The sequence below is a fragment of the Streptomyces sp. NPDC048671 genome, assembly GCF_055587045.1.
On the sequence record NZ_JBVJHB010000006.1, the window covers coordinates 448,706 to 465,280 of the forward strand.

Here is a 16,575-nt window from a genome sequence, read left to right on the forward strand (position 1 = left end):
ACCCGCACACATCAGCGTCTTACCGACACCTGCGCCGGGAAAAGAGGGCCCGTTCAGCAGAGCGGGGCCCGGCCGCTTCACGGAGAAGCAGCCGGGCCCCGCATCCGTTGCGCCGGATCAGGTCGTCGTACGACGCCGCCGCGCGCCGGGACGGCGCTCGCTCGGCCGCGTCACCGGGTCACCGGCCTCCTTCGCCGCGTCCCGGCGCTGCGCACCGAAGGCGGCGAGCGCCTCGGCGAGCTTGTGCACGGACGGCTCCGGGGACAGGACATCGACGCGCAGACCGTGCTCCTCGGCGGTCTTCGCCGTGGCCGGGCCGATGCACGCGATGACGGTCACGTTGTGCGGCTTGCCGGCGATGCCGACCAGGTTGCGCACCGTCGAGGACGAGGTGAAGAGCACCGCGTCGAAACCGCCGCCCTTGATGGCCTCACGCGTGTCGGCGGGCGGCGGCGAGGCGCGGACCGTGCGGTACGCGGTGACGTCGTCGACCTCCCAGCCGAGCTCGATGAGACCGGCCACCAGTGTCTCGGTGGCGATGTCGGCACGCGGCAGGAAGACGCGGTCGATCGGGTCGAAGACCGGGTCGTACGGCGGCCAGTCCTCCAGCAGACCGGCGGCGGACTGCTCACCCGAAGGCACCAGATCCGGCTTCACACCGAAGTCGACGAGCGCGGCGGCGGTCTGCTCACCGACGGCCGCGACCTTGATCCCGGCGAAGGCACGGGCGTCGAGCCCGTACTCCTCGAACTTCTCCCGGACGGCCTTCACCGCGTTGACGCTGGTGAACGCGATCCACTCGTAGCGGCCCGTGACCAGGCCCTTGACCGCGCGCTCCATCTGCTGGGGCGTACGCGGCGGCTCGACGGCGATCGTCGGGACCTCGTGCGGCACCGCACCGTACGAGCGCAACTGGTCGGAGAGCGACGCCGCCTGCTCCCTCGTACGCGGCACGAGCACCTTCCAGCCGAACATCGGCTTGGACTCGAACCACGAGAGCTGGTCGCGCTGGGCGGCGGAGCTGCGTTCCCCGACCACGGCTATGACGGGCCGGTGCCCCTCCGGCGACGGGAGAACCTTGGCCTGCTTGAAGAGCTGGGCGATGGTGCCCAGCGTCGCCGTCCAGGTGCGCTGGCGGGTCGTCGTGCCGCCGACCGTCACGGTCAGCGGGGTGTCGGGCTTGCGGCCCGCCGAGACCAGCTCACCGGCGGCCGCGGCCACCGCGTCGAGCGTCGTCGAGATGACACACGTGGCATCGCTCGCGCCGACCTCGCTCCAGCAGCGGTCCGAGGCGGTACGGGCGTCGACGAACCGGACGTCCGCGCCCTGCGCGTCACGCAGCGGCACCCCGGCGTACGCGGGCACCCCCACGACGTTGGCGACACCGGGCACGACCTCGAAGGGAATGCCGGCGGCCGCGCAGGCCAGCATCTCGCCGCCCGCGTTCCCGTCCAGGCCGGGGTCACCGGCGACGGCACGGACGACCCGCCTGCCGCCCTTCGCGGCCTCCATGACAAGATTGGCCGCGTCCCTGAGAACGGGTACACCGACGGCTGTTGACTGCACGTCAACAACCGTCAGCTCAGGCGTGCTTACGCCTGCCCGCGCATGGCAGCGAACGACGCCGAGAACGTCCGGCTCGGCGACAAGAACGTCCGCGCTCGCAAGCGCCTCGACGGCGCGCAGAGTCAGCAGTCCCGGGTCGCCGGGACCGGCGCCGAGGAAGGTGACGTGCCCTGCGGACAGGACAGGGAATTCGGATGCGGCGGGGCCGGTGGGGCTCAAAGTGCTCGCTCCCCCATAAGACCGGCCGCACCCTTGGCGAGCATCTCGGCCGCGAGTTCGCGACCGAGGGCCGCCGCGTCGTCGTGCGACGTGGGGACGGGACCGGTGGTGGACAGCTGTACCAGCGAGGAACCGTCGGTGGACCCGACGACTCCGCGCAGGCGCAGTTCGTTGACAGCCTGACCGTCGGCCAGGAGGTCGGCCAGCGCACCCACGGGTGCGGAGCAGCCTGCCTCCAGAGCGGCGAGCAGGGCACGCTCGGCGGTCACGGCGGCCCGAGTGTACGGGTCGTCGAGCTCGGCGAGCGCGGCGGCGAGGTCAGCGCTGCTGGCAGCGCACTCGATCGCCAGTGCTCCCTGGCCGGGAGCGGGCAGAACGGTGTCGACCGACAGGAAATCGGTCGCCTCACCGGTCCGGCCGAGACGGCTGAGTCCGGCCGCGGCGAGTACCACCGCGTCCAGTTCACCGCTTCGTACAAAACCAATACGCGTATCGACGTTGCCACGGATCGGCACGATCTCGAAGCCGAGGCCGTGAGCGCGGGCGTACGCGTTGAGCTGCGCCATGCGGCGCGGCGAGCCGGTGCCGATCCGGGAACCGGACGGCAGCTGCTCGAAGGTCAGCCCGTCCCGCGCCACCAGCACGTCACGCGGGTCCTCGCGCACCGGCACGGCGGCCAGCGTCAGGCCCTCGGGCTGCGTGGTCGGCAGGTCCTTCAGCGAGTGGACGGCGAAGTCCACGTCGCCGCGGAGCAGCGCTTCGCGCAGCGCGGCGACGAACACGCCGGTCCCGCCGATCTGCGCGAGCTGCTCCCGGGAGATGTCCCCGTACGTGGTGATCTCGACGAGCTCCACGGCCCGCCCGGTCACCTCGGTGACGGCCTCGGCCACCAGGCCGGACTGCGCCATGGCGAGCTTGCTGCGCCGGGTCCCCAGCCGCAGCGGCTCGGTGGCCCCCGCGCCCAGGGGTGAGTTGTCGGTCATGACCGCCCTCGCTTCGGGTCGTTCAGGTCTGCCCGGGAGACGGCGGCGACCGTCTGCGGGTCGAGGTCGAAGAGTTCCCGCAGCGCATCGGCGTACCCGGCGCCGCCGGGCTCGCTGGCGAGCTGCTTGACCCGCACGGTGGGCGCGTGCAGGAGCTTGTCGACGACGCGGCGCACGGTCTGTGAGATCTCGGCGCGCTGCTTTTCGTCCAGGTCGGGGAGGCGTCCGTCCAGCCGTGCGATCTCGCCCGCGACCACTCCGGCGGCCATCGTGCGCAGGGCGACGACGGTGGGAGTGATGTGGGCGGCGCGCTGGGCGGCACCGAAGGCGGCGACCTCGTCGGCGACGATGGTGCGCACCTGGTCCACATCGGCGGCCATCGGGGCGTCGGCGGACGCCTCGGCGAGCGACTCGATGTCGACGAGGCACACACCGTCGAGGCGGGCGGCGTCGCCGTCGATGTCGCGGGGCATCGCGAGGTCCAGCAGGGCGAGGCGGACCGGCCCGGTGGACTGGGCGGGCACGGTGACCCGGCGGACGGCCTGCGCCTGCGCGGTCGCGGTGGCGGAGCCGTTCTCCACCCACGCGGCGTGCTGGTCCAGATCGGCGGGCGGCGCGGCGACGGGCGCGGCAGGCGCCTCGCGCGGGGCGAATTCCAGCCCGAGCGCACCGGCGACGGCCTCGGCGCTCAGCACCAGACCGGTCGCACCGGTGCAGGAGACGACGACATCGGCACGTGTCAGTTCGTCGCAGACCGCGGCCATCTCCACGGCGTGGGCGGCCACTCCGGTGCCGCCGGCCTGGTTGAGGATCTCGACCAGCCGGTCGGCGCGGGCACGGGTGCGGTTGGCGACGACGATCTCGGCGACACCGGTACGGGCCAGGGTCGCGGCGGCCAGCGAGGACATCGAGCCCGCGCCGATCACCAGGGCGCGCTTGCCCTTCGCCCAGACCCCGGGGTCGCGCCCCTCGGCGAGCTGCTCCAGACCGAACGTGACGAGCGACTGCCCGGCCCGGTCGATCCCGGTCTCGCTGTGGGCGCGCTTGCCGACCCGCAGGGCCTGCTGGAAGAGGTCGTTCAGCAGCCGGCCGGCGGTGTGGAGCTCCTGCCCCAGCGCCAGCGCGTCCTTGATCTGGCCGAGGATCTGGCCCTCGCCCACGACCATCGAGTCCAGTCCGCAGGCCACCGAGAAGAGGTGGTGGACGGCCCGGTCCTCGTAGTGCACATAGAGATACGGAGTGAGCTCGTCCAGACCGACGCCGCTGTGCCGGGCGAGCAGGGTGGACAGCTCGGCGACGCCCGCGTGGAACTTGTCCACGTCGGCGTACAGCTCGATGCGGTTGCAGGTGGCGAGGACGGCGGCCTCGACCGCGGGCTCCGCGGCGAGGGTGTCCCGGAGCAGCTCGGCCTGGGTGCCGGCGGGCAGCGAGGCCCGCTCCAGCACGGAGACGGGAGCGCTGCGGTGGCTCAGCCCTACGACAAGGAGACTCATGCCGGCATCACGGCGGGCATGTCCCCGTCGGGTCCCTTCCGGCTGGTGGTCGCGGCGCGCACGGGCGGTGCGGCCGGGTCGGGGCCGTCGTCCGCGGTGGCGTCCTCGCCCGCCTTGCGCTGCTCGTGGAAGGCGAGGATCTGGAGCTCGATGGAGAGGTCGACCTTGCGCACGTCGACGCCGTCGGGCACCGAGAGCACGGTCGGGGCGAAGTTCAGGATGGAGGTGACGCCGGCGGCCACCAGACGGTCGCAGACCTGCTGCGCCGCGCCGGGCGGGGTGGTGATCACGCCGATCGACACGCCGTTCTCGCTGATGATCCGGTCCAGGTCGTCCGCGTGCTGGACGGGGATGCCGGCGACGGGCGTTCCGGCCATCGCGGGGTCGGCGTCGATCAGCGCGGCGACCCGGAACCCGCGGGAGGCGAAACCGCCGTAGTTGGCGAGGGCGGCGCCGAGGTTGCCGATGCCGACGATGGCGACCGGCCAGTCCTGCGTGAGGCCGAGTTCACGGGAGATCTGGTAGACGAGGTACTCGACGTCGTAGCCGACGCCGCGCGTCCCGTACGAACCGAGATAGCTGAAGTCCTTGCGCAGCTTGGCGGAGTTGACCCCCGCCGCCGCGGCGAGCTCCTCGGAGGAGACCGTGGGGACCGAGCGCTCGGAGAGCGCGGTCAGCGCACGGAGATACAACGGAAGTCGGGCGACGGTGGCCTCGGGAATTCCTCGGCTACGGGTCGCCGGTCGGTGGTTTCGGCCAGTTGCCACGGTGCTCCTGCGGGATGAGCGGGGCTGCAGGCGGCCGTATGTCCCAGGGCCGCCCCGTCGAATGCAGGCTATGTCTTTGTGAACGCGTGCACAAAGATAGTGTCCGATTTGTCCGGTCAAAGTGACCGGGGTCACGCGCATTCGCCGCGCGATCCAGGAACCGCCGATCGCATCAGCCCGTTGCGGGCCCGAAGGGGGCAAGGTGGTACACACTCCTCACGACTACGCCCCCGAGACCACTCAAAACGCCCATGATGTTAACCGGGTTTCACTCAGGAAAGCAGCGCCCTGCGCAGTCTTACCGGGTCCACCCGCCAGAACGTGTGCTGTTCGTTATCAATGAGGACCACGGGGATCTGCTCCCAGTACTCCCGGTACAGCTCATCGTCCCTGGTGATGTCCTTCTCCTCCCAGGACGCGCCGGTCTCCTCACAGACCGTGCGCACCACCAGCCTGGCATCGTCACAGAGGTGACACCCGGGTTTCCCGACGAGGGTCACCACCCGGTCCGCGGGCTTCTTCTTCGTACGACGCAACAGGGCACTCATACCCTTCATTCTCCGCCGCGCGGAGACCTGCCCGGCCCCATGCCCGCACCACGCCCCCCACACCCCCAATCACCCGTTCAGCAGTTCGGTCCCCGAGAGTTCACGCCCTGGCATCCCGGCAGGTCGGGAAGGGCCGAACCGACTGGCTATGCTCACGACATGGCCGCTCTTGGATGGCTCACACCCCGCAGGCGTTCCGCGACAGCACGGAGCGTGCTGGCAGGCGAGGCAGCAGCAGAGGCAGCGCGGAAGTCGTCGCTCGACGCCGAGCGGTCCGCCGAAGCCGAAGCTGAAGCCGACGCCGAGGCCGGCGCCACGCCCGGCGCGGAGGAACGGGAACCCGAGTTCCCCGTCGTCGGGGACGAACGGGCCGCCGCCTTCTTCGACCTCGACAACACCGTGATGCAGGGCGCCGCGATCTTCCACTTCGGCCGCGGCCTGTACAAGCGGAAGTTCTTCGAGCGCCGTGAACTGACCCGGTTCGCCTGGCAGCAGGCCTGGTTCAGGCTGGCCGGCGTCGAGGACCCCGAACACATGCAGGACGCGCGCGACAGCGCCCTGTCCATCGTGAAGGGGCACCGTGTATCCGAACTGATGTCCATCGGTGAGGAGATCTACGACGAGTACATGGCCGACCGCATCTGGCCCGGCACCCGCGCCCTCGCCCAGGCCCACCTCGACGCCGGCCAGAAGGTCTGGCTGGTCACCGCCGCCCCGGTGGAGACCGCCACGATCATCGCCCGCCGCCTCGGCCTGACCGGCGCGCTCGGCACCGTCGCCGAATCCGTCGACGGCGTCTACACCGGGCGCCTCGTCGGCGAACCGCTGCACGGCCCCGCGAAGGCCGAGGCGGTACGCGCCCTGGCCGCGGCCGAGGGCCTGGACCTGGCGCGCTGCGCCGCGTACAGCGACTCGCACAACGACATCCCGATGCTGTCCCTGGTCGGACACCCGTACGCGATCAACCCGGACACCAAGCTCCGCAAGTACGCCCGCGCCCGTGACTGGCGGCTGCGCGACTACCGGACGGGCCGCAAGGCGGCCAAGGTCGGCATCCCGGCCGCGGCCGGAGTGGGCGCCCTCGCGGGCGGCACCGCCGCCGCCGTCGCCCTGCACCGCCGCCGCCGCTGACCCCGGTCGCCCGTGTTGACCGGGTCACCCTCGCCCGACCACAACCTGTCGCGGCTACTGGCAGATCTCGAAGTAATTCGATCAATAACCGGTCACGATGTGCTACTTGATGTGTCGAATAGTCGCTACAGAAACGACGTAACCGGTGATTTGAGCAACTGGGTGTAGCACTGCCTGTACGAAGCGTTATTCTCCTCAGACGCATTCGGAACCCACCACTCACTACGACGAGTGACGGTTTCGCACTGCACGTGATGGAAGCTCTGCCTCTGGGAGTCCCGTGTACCCACACGTCGGGGTTGACGCCTCGGGCCTGGCTACGCTGCGCGCAACGGTCGCCGACCGCTTGCGCGGCTTCGTCCCCACCGCGTACGCCGTACCCGCCTTTGCCACCCCTGCGCCTGCCGGCCCTTGCTACGCCCTGGCCGAACGCGGTGCGGCGGTCGGAAGACGCAGCAACCGCGGCGCAACGACCACGTCCACCGTTCGTCGGCCGACAGCTGACAGCGACAGCGCGCGCATGATGGATCTCGTCGAGCGCGCACAGGCCGGTGAGGCTGACGCCTTCGGCCGTCTCTACGACCAGTACAGCGACACCGTGTACCGCTACATCTACTACCGCGTGGGCGGCAAGGCGACAGCGGAGGACCTCACCAGTGAGACCTTCCTGCGTGCCCTGCGGCGTATCTCCACGTTCACCTGGCAGGGCCGCGATTTCGGCGCCTGGCTGGTCACAATCGCTCGCAACCTGGTCGCCGACCACTTCAAATCCAGTCGATTCCGGCTGGAAGTGACCACCGGCGAAATGCTCGACGCCAACGAGGTCGAGCGCAGCCCCGAGGACTCCGTCCTGGAGTCCCTCTCCAATGCCGCACTGCTGCAAGCCGTGCGCCGACTCAACCCCCAGCAGCAGGAGTGCGTGACCCTGCGCTTCCTGCAAGGGCTCTCGGTCGCCGAGACCGCCCGGGTGATGGGCAAGAACGAGGGCGCGATCAAGACCCTGCAGTACCGCGCCGTCCGCACACTTGCCCGACTCCTTCCGGACGATGCCCGCTGACCCCACCCCGGGCCGAATCACTCTCGGCAATACGTTCATCACGCACTGGTCCGATCATCTTTCGTGCGTAACCCAAGTGCCGCGCCACTCGTTGTGCCGGTTGCAGGCCCCCTGTCGTCACCCCATGTCCGCAGACACTCACTCAATCGTGTGGATGCGCTCAAGGTGTGCAACCTTCCGGACGCTCAGGGGAGTCGACCGTCATGACGAGAGGAGGTGCCGCCAGTGATCGCAAACGTTTCGGCACACCGGCGGGCGAACGCCTTCGCCCAGGCCGTGGAGGAGCAGTCGCTCCGCGGTGCGGCGGCCGTACAGCCCGAGGAACCGGCCGAACCGGCCGACCGCGGACCGCTGTTGGCCCTGGCGAACGGCCTCGGTGAGCTACCGAAGCCGGTATTGGATCCCGAGGTCAAAGTGGTGCAGCGAGCCCAGCTCGTCGCCGCCATGGAGGCCATGTTCGCCGCGGGCGGCGCGTCCGCGGCCCCTACAGTTCCCGAACAACGGGGCAAGGGGGCCCACCGGGCCTCCCCGCTCCGCAAACTGCGCCCCAAATCGCGCTGGACGAAAGGCCTCGCGGCCGGCGGACTCACCGTCGGTGTGGCCGCGGGAGCCTTCGGCGGAGTGGCCGCCGCCAGCTCCGACGCCCTCCCGGGCGATTCCCTCTACGGGCTGAAGCGCGGCATGGAGGACCTCCACCTCAACCTGGCCGGCAGCGACACCGACCGCGGCGAGGTCTACCTGGACCAGGCATCGACCCGGCTCAGCGAAGCCCGCAGGCTGATGGAGCGCGGCCGCGCGTCCGACCTGGACCACGAACAGCTCGGCGAGGTCAGGCGCACCCTCAACGGCATGACGCACGACGCCACCGAGGGCCACCGCCTGCTCCACGCCGCCTACCAGCGCAACGGCGCCATCGGGCCGATCCAGACCCTGGACTCCTTCTCCCGCTCGCACCGCGACAGCTGGACCAGCCTCCGCGACCGGTTGCCCGTCCAGCTGACCGAGCTCGGCGACCAGGTCAGCTCCGTCTTCGCGGCCATAGACGAAGAGGTCGCGCCGCTGCAGTCGCTGTTCCCCCGCGCCAAGGAGAAGAGCGGCGGATCGCAGCAGTCCGGCTCCACCGACACCGGCACCGGCACGGCCCCGTCCTCGCACCGGCCATCGCCGTCGTCCTCCGCACCCGCCGACGCGCACGACGGCAAGAAGGGCAGCAGCTCCTCGCCCCACCCGTCGGGCTCGAACAGCACCCCGGCGGACGGCCTGATCGGGGGCGGCACGGACGACCTCTTCGACCCGCCGTCGCAGGACACCACCGAACCGTCGAAGGACACCCCGAGCACGCCACCCACGCCGGACATCACCCTGCCCCCGCTGATCCCCGGCCTGATCGGAGGCCTCGGGATCGACAGCAGGAACGACTCCTGACCCCACCGCCGGACGGGCACCCCCAAGCCCGTCCGGCCAACACAAGCCCGTCCGGCGATTGAGGACAGAGCCCCCGCCCGAGCGCGCCCGAGGCCGACAAAATCCAGCCCGTCCGGCGATTGAGGACAGAGCGGCACGCCGGGCGCACCCGGTCACCTCAGAAGAACACCGACCGCCGCTGCACCAGCAACTTGTACAGCGTGTGCTGAATCTGCTCCCGCACCTGATCCGTCAGATTGAACATCAGCATCGGATCCTCCGCCGCCTCCACCGGATACCCGTCCGTGGGAATCGGCTCGCCGAACTGAATCGTCCACTTCGTCGGCAACGGCACCGCCCCCAGCGGCCCCAGCCACGGAAACGTCGGCGTGATCGGGAAGTACGGCGTACCCAGCAGCCGCGCCAGCGTCTTGGAGTTGCCGATCATCGGGTAGATCTCCTCGGCCCCCACGATCGAGCACGGCACGATCGGCACCCCGGCCCGCAGCGCCGTCGACACGAAGCCGCCCCGCCCGAAGCGCTGGAGCTTGTACCGCTCGCCGAACGGCTTGCCGATGCCCTTGAAGCCCTCCGGCATCACCCCGACGACCTCGCCCTGCCTCAGCAGCCGCTCCGCGTCCTCCGCGCACGCCAGCGTGTGCCCCGCCTTGCGGGCCAGCTCGTTGACGACCGGCAGCATGAAGACCAGGTCCGCCGCGAGCAGCCGCAGATGGCGCCCCGCCGGGTGGTTGTCGTGCACCGCGACCTGGAGCATCAGCCCGTCCAGCGGCAGCGTCCCGGAGTGGTTGGACACGATGAGCGCCCCGCCGTCCGACGGGATGTTCTCGATGCCCTTCACCTCGACCCGGAAGTACTTCTCGTACATGGGCCGCAGCACCGACATCAGCACCTGGTCGGTGAGTTCCTCGTCGTAGCCGAACTCGTCGACGTCGTACTCACCCGTGACCCGCCGCCGCAGGAACGCGAGCCCGCCCGCGATCCGCCGGTCCCAGCCACCCCGTTCCGCCTCCTCGGGTGCCACCACGGCCTCCTCCGGCTCCTCCGGCTCCTCCGGCGGCAGCCCGGCGTCCGACTGCCCCGGCAGGGCGCTCACGGACCCGTTGCCGCGTCCTGGGGACCGCCGCCGCGCGGCACGCGGCGAGCCCCCCGACCGCGAACGGTCGTCGTCGAACGGAATGACCTTGGCATCCGCCATCGTCGGTGCGCTCCTCTACCTGCCGCTCGGGGTCGGGTGTGTGTCGCCGCCGGCCCCGGTGATCCCCGGAGCCCCGCCGGTCCCCCCGGCGAACGGCATCGCCGCCAGTCTGCCGACGGCCCGGCCCACCGCCTCGGGCGGCAGCAGCCCCGGCCCCCGGCTGCGCGCGAAATCCGCGAACGTCTCCACCGTGGTGAACCGCGGCCGGAAGCCCAGGGTCTCGCGCATCTGGACCGTGGAGACCACCCTGCCATGGGTGAGCAGCCGGATCTGCTCCGGCGAGAAGTCCGTCATCCCGATCGTACGGAGCGCCTGGCCGACCCAGGTGACCGCGGGCAGCAGCAGCGGCATCGTCGGCCGCCCCAGCCGCCGCGAGCACTGCGAGAGCAGCAGTACCCCGTCCCCGGCGATGTTGAAGGTGCCGCTGTTCAGCGTGCCGCGCAGCGGCTCGCTCGCGGCGATGCCGAGTACGTCGATCACATCGTCCTCGTGCACGAACTGGAGCCTCGGGTCGTACCCGAACACCGTCGGCAGCACCGGCAGCGCCAGATAGTCCGCGAGCGGCGAATCCGCGTCCGGCCCCAGGATGTTCGCGAACCGGAGCACGCACACGGCCACGTCCGGCCTGCGGCGCGCGAAGCCCCGTACGTACCCCTCGACCTCCACCGCGTCCTTCGCGAAGCCTCCGCTGGGCAGGGACTTGGGCGGGGTGGTCTCGTGGAAGACCGCCGGGTCGCGGGGCGCGGAGCCGTACACCCCCGTGCTGGACTTGATCACCAGCCGCTGAACGGCCGGGGCCTTCTGGCACGCACCGAGCAACTGCATGGTGCCGATGACGTTGGTCTCCTTGACCGCGGTACGGCTCTGGACCCCGAGCCCCTTCCCGCTGACGTCCAGATGGACGACCGTGTCGACCGAGTGCTCGGCGAGGACTCTGGCGATGGCGGGCTGGCGGATGTCCGCACGCACGAAGACGGCGTCACCCAGCTGATGGCCGGGCGCGACCGCGTCGACCGCGATCACCCGGTCCACGCCCGGATCACGCTGGATGCGCCGCACGAAGCGGCCGCCCAGCTGCCGGGCCGCTCCCGTGACGAGCACGACCTTCCCCAAGATCAGCGCCTTCCGTCGGTCTCCCGTGAAGTGAGTCGGAGGGGTCCTCGAAGAGGTTCTCCCCGGTCGTCACCGTAGCGGGTGGAGGTTGCCCCGTGACGCCCGCACGGCAGGCTCGTGCCGCGTCATGGCCCGAATGCCCGCAACCGCTGTGCGCGTGGCCGGCCCGGCGGAGGCGGTCCGCACAGCACCGCAGCCCTCCCGCCGGTAAGGCGGAAGGGCTGCGGATTTCACGAACTGCGTTCGCCTACTTCTTGTTGCGACGCTGAACGCGAGTGCGCTTGAGCAGCTTGCGGTGCTTCTTCTTGGCCATCCGCTTGCGCCGCTTCTTAATGACAGAGCCCACGACTACCCTCGCTCACTTCTTCTTCACTGGTGCGGGGCGTCTGGGCCCACACGACCTACGTCGGCCTAGCCTACCCGCCACCGGGTGAGGGACGTAATCCGAGGGGAATGTCAGGCCGACCCCACCCCCACGAAGGACTCCCGGAGATACTCGTGAACCGCTTGCTCCGGCACCCGGAAGGACCTGCCCACCCGGATCGCCGGCAGATGACCACTGTGCACCAGGCGGTACACGGTCATCTTCGACACTCGCATGACCGAGGCGACTTCCGCCACGGTCAGAAACTTGACCTCGTTGAGAGGCCTCTCGCTGTCAGCAGCCATGATCCACCTGTACCTTCCGCACGCGACGCGCACCGGCTTCCCCTCCGGTGACTCTTCGTCGATGTGCGCTCACTCCCCAGATTAGGGGCGGGTGATGCGAGTGGGGAAGAGGAGAGACGATCGGCCGCCTACTGTGACAGACACGCCCGATTGAGCACATAGCGCGTGAGCGGCAGGTAGTAGGCGGAGCGCACGGCGTCGTCGAGCGGAACGGCGACCGACACCCTCCCCTCGGCCTCACCGACGAACAGCGCCGGGTCGTCCGTATCGGCCAGCCCGATCGCCTCGATGCCCAGCTGACCTGCCCCGCAGACCCAGCCGTGGTCCCCGACGACGAGTTCCGGCAGCGGCCCCCGGGCCTCCGCCGCGGCCTCCAGAGCGACCCTGACCGGCAGCGGGGAGTGGGAGTGTGCGCCGGTACCACCACCGGGCACTCGCACGCCGGGTTCGCGCACCAGCGCGACTCCCCGTACGTAGTCGAGGTGGTACGTGCGTACGCCGAACCGGGTCGTTATGTCGATACATCGCCCCTGCGCGGGGGTGAGGACAGCGCACCCCACCGACGACAAAGCGTCTGCCAGCGCTGCGTAGAAGCCGAGCAATCGGTGCGGATGTCCCGTCCCGAACAGCACCGGCGCCCGCCGCAGAGCCGCGTCCGACAGCCGCGCGGCGAACGCGTCCAGCCCCGCCAGCGTCCGCTCCGGATCGATCACATCAGGACCCGAGACATGCGCGGGATCGTCCGAGACCCCGCACTTCTCGGCCATGAGACGGAGCAACTCCCGTTCCCCCCAGCCCCGTCCGGGATCGAGGCCGAGCGTCACCCGGGGGTCTCTGGCCGCGAAGAGCCGGTAACTCCGCAGACTCACTTCCCGCGGGGTGGCCACGGGCCCGGCCAGCCGGGCCGCCAGCAGATGAGCGCGCAGCGCTCCGGTGCTCAACACCCTGCCGATGTTCCCGTACCCGCACCGCCCGGGGGCCAAAAGCCGGGTTACGCCCCACAGTTGGCGTAACCGCTGGACGCGACGGCCGGGCGTCAGGTAAGCAGCCCCCGCAGCGGGAAGACGGCACGGCGGCTCGCCAGCACCGCCTGGTCCAGCCGGTCCGCCGGGTCGTACCCCTCTTCCCACGCCTTCCACGACGGGGTGCGGCCGTCCGTCATCCGGGCCGGCCCGAGCTGCCGGGTCCGGGCATAGACCTCGTCGCGCCAGGACGACGGGATCACCGACTCCGGGTCGACGGGCGCGTGGGCGGCGATCCCCACCAGATGTGTCCAGGACCGCGGCACCACGTCCACCACCGCGTAGCCGCCCCCGCCGAGCGCCACCCAGCGCCCGCCGTCCGCGTACTCATGGGCGAGGTCGTGGCAGGCCGCCATCACGGCCCGCTGGGCGTCCAGCGACACCGCGAGATGGGCCAGCGGGTCCTCGAAGTGCGTATCGGCCCCGTGCTGCGTCACCAGGACCTGCGGCCGGAAGTCCGCCAGCAGCTCCGGCACCACCGCGTGGAACGCCCGCAGCCACCCCGCGTCCCCCGTCCCGGCCGGCAGCGCCACGTTCACCGCACCGCCCTCGCCCGCCCCCGCACCGGTCTCCTCGGGCCAGCCGGTCTGCGGGAAGAGCGTCCGCGGGTGCTCGTGCAGCGAGACCGTCAGCACCCGGGGGTCCTCCCAGAAGGCCGCCTGCACGCCGTCCCCGTGGTGCACGTCCACATCGATGTACGCGACCCGCTCGGCGCCCAGCTCCAGCAGCCGCGCGATGGCGAGCGCCGGGTCGTTGTAGATGCAGAAGCCCGACGCGCTGGCGGGCATGGCGTGGTGGAGCCCGCCGGTGAAGTTCACCGCGTGCCCGGTCTGCCCGCGCCACACCGCCTCCGCCGCGGCCACCGACTGCCCGGCGATCAGCGCCGACGCCTCGTGCATCCCGGCGAACGCCGGATCGTCCGTCGTCCCGAGCCCGTAGTTCTGGTCGGCGTGGTCCGGATCCACCGAGGCCGCCCGCACGGCCGCCACATAGTCCGAGCGGTGCACGAGCCGCAGCGTGGAGTCCCCCGCGGGCTTGGCCGCCACCACGTCCACCGCACGGTCGAGACCGAACGCCCGCACCAGACCCATCGTCAGGGCAAGTCTGACCGGGGCCATGGGATGACTGTCCCCGAAGTCGTATCCCGTTACTGCGTCATCCCACATCAGCTGTGCGCGGCCGCTCATGCCCGCCACCGTATCGGGCGGGCTCCGCGCCGAACGATTTGGCGTACACGAGCATCGCGAGCACCAGCACCATCGGTACGAGCATCGCGCCCCGGTAGCTCCAGGCGTCCCCGAGCGCCCCCACCAGGGGCGAGCCGACCAGGAACCCCACGTAGTTGAAGATGTTCAGCCGGGCGATCGCGGTGTCGCTCGCACCGGGGAACAGCCGCCCGGCGGCCGCGAACGTCTGCGGCACGATCACACACAGCCCGAACCCCAGCATGGTGAACCCGAGCATCCCGACCCAGGCCCCGCCGGCGACGGCCACCACACCGAAACCGGCCGCGGCCAGCACGCTCCCGAACCGCACCACGGCCACCGCGCCGAACCGCCGCACCCCGAAGTCCCCGACGGCCCGCCCCAGCAGCGTCGTCACCATGTAGACGTTGTACGGAACGGTCGAGAGCTGTTCCGAGCTCCCCAGCACGTCCTGTAGGTACTTGGCGCTCCAGTTGGAGACCGTCGAGTCCCCGATGTACGCGAAGCACATCACCAGACAGAGCGGCATCAGCAGCTTGAACGAGACCGGTCCGGCCTTCCCCCGCTCGGCGGCCCGCCCCTCGTCCTCCCGCTTCCCCTCGACGTACCAACGGCTCCCGGCGAGCGCGACGGGCAACAGCACCACCACGACCGGAAGGTAGGAGACCAGCAGCGACAGATCCCAGTGCGCCCCGGCCCACGCCATCGAGGCCCCGGCGATCCCGCCCAGGCTGTACGCGGCATGGAAGCCGAGCATGATGGAACGCCCGTACGCCCGCTGGAGGCTGACACCCATCATGTTCATGGACGCGTCCAGCGCGCCGACGGCCAGCCCGAACGCGCCCAGCGCCACGGCGGCTTCCCACACCTCGCTCCCGGCACCGACACCGAGCAGCGCGAGGAGCACGACGGGCTGAGCCCACCGCAGGACCACGCGCGGCCGTACCCGGGCGACCACCTTCTCGGTGACCACGCTGCCCACACCGGCCAGGATCGGCACGGCGGCGAGGAACACGGGCAGCAGGCCGTCGGATATCCCGTACCGGTCCTGAATGGCGGGGATCCGCGTCACGAGAAGAGCGAAGGTGACGCCTTGCACGAAGAAGCTCAACGCGAGGGAGGCTCTGCCGTGCCGCAATCGTGCATCTGTCATGGGCGCGAGCGTAGAGCCAGTTTCTACCCATGGGTAGATGGGTCAGGCAAGCAATTCCCGCAGCTGTCCCATGTCGGAGAAATGCCCGGTCACCCCGGCCAGCCGGTCCGCCGGCATCATCGACGTGAACCCGTACACATCCATGCCGGCGGCCCTGGCGGCCTCCACCCCGAGCGGGCTGTCCTCGATGACGACGCACCTGTCCGGCGGCACCCCCATCCGGTCGGCGGCGTGCAGGAACAGGTCGGGGGCCGGCTTCCCGCGTCCCACGTCCTCCGCGCTGAAGATCCACTCCTCCTCGAACCACTGGTCGAGCCCGGTCTTCAGGTGCCCGACGCGGATCCGCTCGTGGCTGCCGGAGGACGCGACGCAGTACGGGACCCCCTCGGCGACGAGATCCCCCAGCACCTCCTCGACGCCGGGCACGGGTTGCAGCTCCTGCCGGAACGCGGCGAACACCCGCGAGTGGAACGTGTCGTCGAAGTCCGCGGGCAGCTTCTCCCCGCCCCGCTCCTCGATGAGGTCATGCACCCGGTGCATGGCGGCCCCCATGTAGTCACGGAGGGATTCCTCGTACGAGGTGGGGTGCCCGAGCTCCGTGAGGTAGTCGGCCAGGATGGTGTTGGAGATCGGCTCGCTGTCCACGAGCACACCGTCGTTGTCGAAGATGACCAGTTCGTAGCGCATGTCACGACCTTAAACTGTCCGGAACGCAGAAAAGCCCCGTGCCACAAGGGCACGGGGCTTAACTATAAAAGGAGTTCGGCGGCGTCCTACTCTCCCACAGGGTCCCCCCTGCAGTACCATCGGCGCTGAAAGGCTTAGCTTCCGGGTTCGGAATGTAACCGGGCGTTTCCCTAACGCAATGACCACCGAAACACTATGAAATTAACCAACACCGGAACACAACACGGCCGTTCGTTATTTCAGAACTAACACAGTGGACGCGAGCAACTGAGGACAAGCCCTCGGCCTATTAGTACCAGTCAGCTCCACCCGTTACCGGGCTTCCACATCTGGCCTATCAAC

The 16,575-nt window shown here is 70.3% G+C and carries 16 protein-coding genes and 2 rRNA genes; 3 read left to right on the plus strand and 15 right to left on the minus strand.

Features of this window, described 5'->3' with window-relative positions; genetic code table 11:
- Window positions 1-117 precede the first annotated feature (117 nt).
- The 5 genes from ACZ6S6_RS15265 to ACZ6S6_RS15285 all read right to left on the minus strand — a co-directional run bounded on the left by ACZ6S6_RS15265 (window position 118) and on the right by ACZ6S6_RS15285 (window position 5,576).
- On the minus strand, window positions 118-1,785 hold the full coding sequence (locus ACZ6S6_RS15265) for a bifunctional uroporphyrinogen-III C-methyltransferase/uroporphyrinogen-III synthase (protein WP_362963481.1): 1,668 nt from the start codon (window positions 1,783-1,785) through the stop codon (window positions 118-120).
- Window positions 1,782-2,768 (minus strand): hydroxymethylbilane synthase, encoded by a 987-nt coding sequence (hemC, locus tag ACZ6S6_RS15270; protein WP_469705925.1) that lies wholly within the window; start codon window positions 2,766-2,768, stop codon window positions 1,782-1,784. Before hemC ends, ACZ6S6_RS15265 begins: the two co-directional genes overlap by 4 nt.
- Window positions 2,765-4,261, minus strand: a complete 1,497-nt coding sequence (locus ACZ6S6_RS15275) for a glutamyl-tRNA reductase (RefSeq protein WP_469705926.1) — start codon at window positions 4,259-4,261, stop codon at window positions 2,765-2,767. The genes hemC and ACZ6S6_RS15275 overlap by 4 nt, the downstream gene beginning before the upstream one ends.
- Window positions 4,258-5,028 (minus strand): redox-sensing transcriptional repressor Rex, encoded by a 771-nt coding sequence (locus ACZ6S6_RS15280; RefSeq protein ID WP_362963487.1) that lies wholly within the window; start codon window positions 5,026-5,028, stop codon window positions 4,258-4,260. The genes ACZ6S6_RS15275 and ACZ6S6_RS15280 overlap by 4 nt, the downstream gene beginning before the upstream one ends.
- Before the next feature lie 272 nt (window positions 5,029-5,300).
- Window positions 5,301-5,576 carry a glutaredoxin family protein gene (locus ACZ6S6_RS15285; protein WP_469705927.1) on the minus strand — a complete coding sequence of 92 codons (276 nt, stop codon included), beginning with the start codon at window positions 5,574-5,576 and terminating at the stop codon, window positions 5,301-5,303.
- A 159-nt stretch (window positions 5,577-5,735) separates the two neighbouring features.
- On the opposite strand from ACZ6S6_RS15285, the gene ACZ6S6_RS15290 reads away from it, so the two are divergent.
- The 3 genes from ACZ6S6_RS15290 to ACZ6S6_RS15300 all read left to right on the plus strand — a co-directional run bounded on the left by ACZ6S6_RS15290 (window position 5,736) and on the right by ACZ6S6_RS15300 (window position 9,189).
- Complete coding sequence (locus ACZ6S6_RS15290) at window positions 5,736-6,707, plus strand: HAD family hydrolase (RefSeq protein ID WP_362963491.1); 972 nt, start codon at window positions 5,736-5,738, stop codon at window positions 6,705-6,707.
- Window positions 6,708-6,987: 280 nt separating this feature from the next.
- Complete coding sequence (locus ACZ6S6_RS15295; RefSeq protein ID WP_123460007.1) at window positions 6,988-7,764, plus strand: ECF subfamily RNA polymerase sigma factor, BldN family; 777 nt, start codon at window positions 6,988-6,990, stop codon at window positions 7,762-7,764.
- A 225-nt stretch (window positions 7,765-7,989) separates the two neighbouring features.
- Window positions 7,990-9,189 (plus strand): DUF5667 domain-containing protein, encoded by a 1,200-nt coding sequence (locus tag ACZ6S6_RS15300; RefSeq protein ID WP_362963493.1) that lies wholly within the window; start codon window positions 7,990-7,992, stop codon window positions 9,187-9,189.
- A 157-nt stretch (window positions 9,190-9,346) separates the two neighbouring features.
- Here the strand turns inward: ACZ6S6_RS15300 and ACZ6S6_RS15305 are convergent, their stop codons facing one another.
- The 10 genes from ACZ6S6_RS15305 to ACZ6S6_RS15350 form a co-directional block, all read right to left on the minus strand.
- Window positions 9,347-10,384 carry a lysophospholipid acyltransferase family protein gene (locus ACZ6S6_RS15305; protein WP_469705928.1) on the minus strand — a complete coding sequence of 346 codons (1,038 nt, stop codon included), beginning with the start codon at window positions 10,382-10,384 and terminating at the stop codon, window positions 9,347-9,349.
- Window positions 10,385-10,399: 15 nt separating this feature from the next.
- On the minus strand, window positions 10,400-11,497 hold the full coding sequence (locus ACZ6S6_RS15310; protein ID WP_362967431.1) for an NAD-dependent epimerase/dehydratase family protein: 1,098 nt from the start codon (window positions 11,495-11,497) through the stop codon (window positions 10,400-10,402).
- A gap of 247 nt (window positions 11,498-11,744) precedes the next feature.
- Entirely contained in the window at window positions 11,745-11,843 is a 99-nt protein-coding gene (locus tag ACZ6S6_RS15315; protein ID WP_003948845.1) for a 30S ribosomal protein bS22, read from the minus strand.
- 110 nt (window positions 11,844-11,953) lie between these two features.
- The gene (locus tag ACZ6S6_RS15320; protein WP_158072253.1) at window positions 11,954-12,166 is read right to left on the minus strand and encodes a helix-turn-helix domain-containing protein; all 213 of its coding nucleotides are present in this window, start codon (window positions 12,164-12,166) and stop codon (window positions 11,954-11,956) included.
- Window positions 12,167-12,294: 128 nt separating this feature from the next.
- The gene (locus tag ACZ6S6_RS15325; protein ID WP_362967429.1) at window positions 12,295-13,110 is read right to left on the minus strand and encodes a phosphatase; all 816 of its coding nucleotides are present in this window, start codon (window positions 13,108-13,110) and stop codon (window positions 12,295-12,297) included.
- A 92-nt stretch (window positions 13,111-13,202) separates the two neighbouring features.
- Window positions 13,203-14,375: an acetoin utilization protein AcuC gene (locus ACZ6S6_RS15330; RefSeq protein WP_469705929.1), complete on the minus strand. Its 1,173-nt coding sequence runs from the start codon at window positions 14,373-14,375 to the stop codon at window positions 13,203-13,205.
- Window positions 14,344-15,546, minus strand: coding sequence for an MFS transporter (locus ACZ6S6_RS15335; RefSeq protein WP_362967425.1), 1,203 nt, complete (start codon window positions 15,544-15,546; stop codon window positions 14,344-14,346). Before ACZ6S6_RS15335 ends, ACZ6S6_RS15330 begins: the two co-directional genes overlap by 32 nt.
- 42 nt (window positions 15,547-15,588) lie before the next feature.
- Complete coding sequence (locus ACZ6S6_RS15340; RefSeq protein WP_362967423.1) at window positions 15,589-16,233, minus strand: HAD family hydrolase; 645 nt, start codon at window positions 16,231-16,233, stop codon at window positions 15,589-15,591.
- Between the two features lie 73 nt (window positions 16,234-16,306).
- A 5S ribosomal RNA gene (gene rrf / locus ACZ6S6_RS15345) occupies window positions 16,307-16,423 on the minus strand.
- 79 nt (window positions 16,424-16,502) lie between these two features.
- Window positions 16,503-16,575, minus strand: a 23S ribosomal RNA gene (locus ACZ6S6_RS15350); the annotation flags it as partial.